The 2,381-nt window shown below is 58.5% G+C and carries 2 protein-coding genes; one reads left to right on the top strand and one right to left on the bottom strand.

The window, feature by feature from the left end:
• The coding region (locus ACWA6V_RS20645; RefSeq protein WP_449524249.1) for a LysR substrate-binding domain-containing protein at window positions 1–254 on the top strand (254 nt) is incomplete at its 5' end.
• Here ACWA6V_RS20645 and ACWA6V_RS20640 read toward each other — a convergent pair.
• Window positions 255–2,381: TonB-dependent receptor (locus ACWA6V_RS20640; RefSeq protein ID WP_449524248.1), on the bottom strand; the 2,127-nt coding region annotated here is incomplete at its 5' end.

The raw sequence follows: 2,381 nt of genomic DNA, 5'->3' as shown, positions 1-2,381 counted from the left end.
GGGTGGATCAGCCCGAGGTTGCCCTGCAGTTGGTGCTCGCCGAACTGGGTGGGGCCTGGTTGCCGCGCGCCTGTGTTCAGCCTTACATCAATGGCCGGATGCTGGTGGAATTGCCGATTGAAAACTTCACCAACGGCGAGGAATTGTGGATCGATCTGGTCTGGTCGCGCGAGCGGCCGCTGGGTTTGGGTGCGCAGCGAGTGGTGACGTTGATGGCGGAGCAGTATCGGGCAGCTCGAATTGAAGCGCCGTAATCAGTAGTGGTAACTGGCTTCAATCATCCAGCGCCGCCCCGGCGCGGTTACGCCCAGGGCGTTGCCCTCGGGGACCGAGGCGGGGCTGGTAGAGGTAAAACGGGTCAGGTTTTGGTAGTAGTGTTTGTCGGTCAGATTGTAAACCGCAGCGGCTAGCTCCCAGTGCGTGTTCAAAGCTCGCGTGAGGCGTAGATCGAACAGATGGCGGTTGGGGCTGGAGATAACCTCATCTTCAAACTGGTTGAAATAAGTGCGGCTCTGGTAGTGGTGGCGCAAGGAAATCTGCCAGTCCACATTGGGCTGATAGGCGAGGCTTTGGTTGATATCCCAAGTGGGCGCTAGTGGCATCTGCTTGCCCGATACATCCTTGGGGGCACCGGCCAGTGAGGTGACAAAGTGGTCGTAATCGGCATCCAAAAACGTCAACCCCAGCTGATACTGCCATTGCTGTACTGGCGACCAACGCAGGCTGGCATCCATGCCGCTGAGTTTGGCTGAGGCTGCATTGGTGATTGTGGTGGTGCCCGCCTCATACGTGATGACCTGCAAATCCCGATAATCGTAGTGAAAGCCAGCGATATGCAGTGCGATCTGACCCTGACTGTATTTGTAGCCGGTTTCTATGCTGGTGATCTCCTCGGGCTTGAACCCGGGGCGGGTGGACAGGGAGTTTGCGCCGCCGGATTTAAATCCTTCGGTAATGCTGAGATAGAGCAAATCCCGCGCAGCGCTGCCGTCGGGTGCGAAGCTCAACACCAGTTGCGGCGAGAGTTTTTCAAAGGTCTCCGCGTGGTTGGATCTGCCGGTCACTCGCGCCAATTGCAAGTCAGAATCCAGCCCTTGTAAATCGCCTGTGCTCTGGAATTGGTTGCCATCGCGCCGGTGCTCGCGGGTGTCGCGCAGCCCCAGTTTCAGGTTCCAGTCGGGTTTAAAATCCCACCCCAGTTCGCCATAAAAACCCCAGGCGCAGGTTTCGGCAAAGGAGTTGATGACGATGGAGGTATTCAGCGGATGACGAACCAGACCGACGTCCAGCGTCGGTGTTTCCTCTAACCAGGTCGCACCCAGCAGCCATTGCCAGTCGCCGGTGTTGGTCGATACCAAGCGGAATTCCTGCGAGCGCTGCTGCTGGGACCATACCACCTGCGACTCGGTTACCGGGATCTCGGTGCCATCGGTGTTGAGCAGGTAGCGGCTATCCAGATTGCGATAGGCGCTGATGCTCTGCAGGTCAAATCCCTTGCCGCGCCAATCCAGCCGCCAGCTGATCCCCTGGGTTTGATAGTCGCTAAAGGTCGGCAGGTCGTTGCGGATCTGGTGAAAGCCGGGCGTGGGGAGCACGCCCAGCTGGTCGGCTAACCCGCGTTGGTCGGCGGGGGTGAGGCTAAAGCCGTCGCTGTTGTTTTGATAGTGGGATGCACTCAGCGAACTCTCCAATTGATCGCTCACCGCCCAGCGCCACTCAACGCGCCCCGCGGCGACTTCGTTGTTATCCAGTTCATTGCCGTGGCGCGCATCCAGATCCTCGGTATAACCCTCATCCCGAATCAGTAAAACGCTAGCGCGCAGTGCAGACTTATCGCCTGTTGGGCTACCAAGGGCTGCTTCGATTTGCCGGTTGGCAAAACTGCCCGTGGTCGCTCGCGCATAACCTTGGGTTTGCTCGAATGATGGGCGGGCGCTGATGATATTGATCGCGCCGCCGGTCGCGTTGCGGCCGTAAAGCGCGCCCTGCGGACCCTTGAGAATTTCGATGCGCTCAATATCCCAAAAGTGCGCCAGCCCCATCTCGGGCCGTGCGAGGTAAACGTCATCCTGATACACCGCTGTACTCGCATCGGCGGCCACACTCATTAAATCGCTGCCGATTCCGCGCAGATAAATATTCGGGGTATTACCGACCCGCCCGTACACCAATCCCGGTGCAGCCCCGGCTAACTCGCGAAAATGGTTGATCTGGTTATCGCGCAGCGACTCGCCTTCGAACACATCCACAGTCGCAGCGACATCCACCCACTGCTGTTCGCGTTTAGCGGCGGTGATAGGAACCTGCATCAGTTCCTCTAGCGATAGCTCAAACAGGCTGGCGTCCTGCGCCGATACGCACGCAGCCAGACAACTCAAACT

Source organism: Cellvibrio sp., from assembly GCF_053579595.1.
This window is presented reverse-complemented; position numbering and strand designations above follow the sequence as displayed.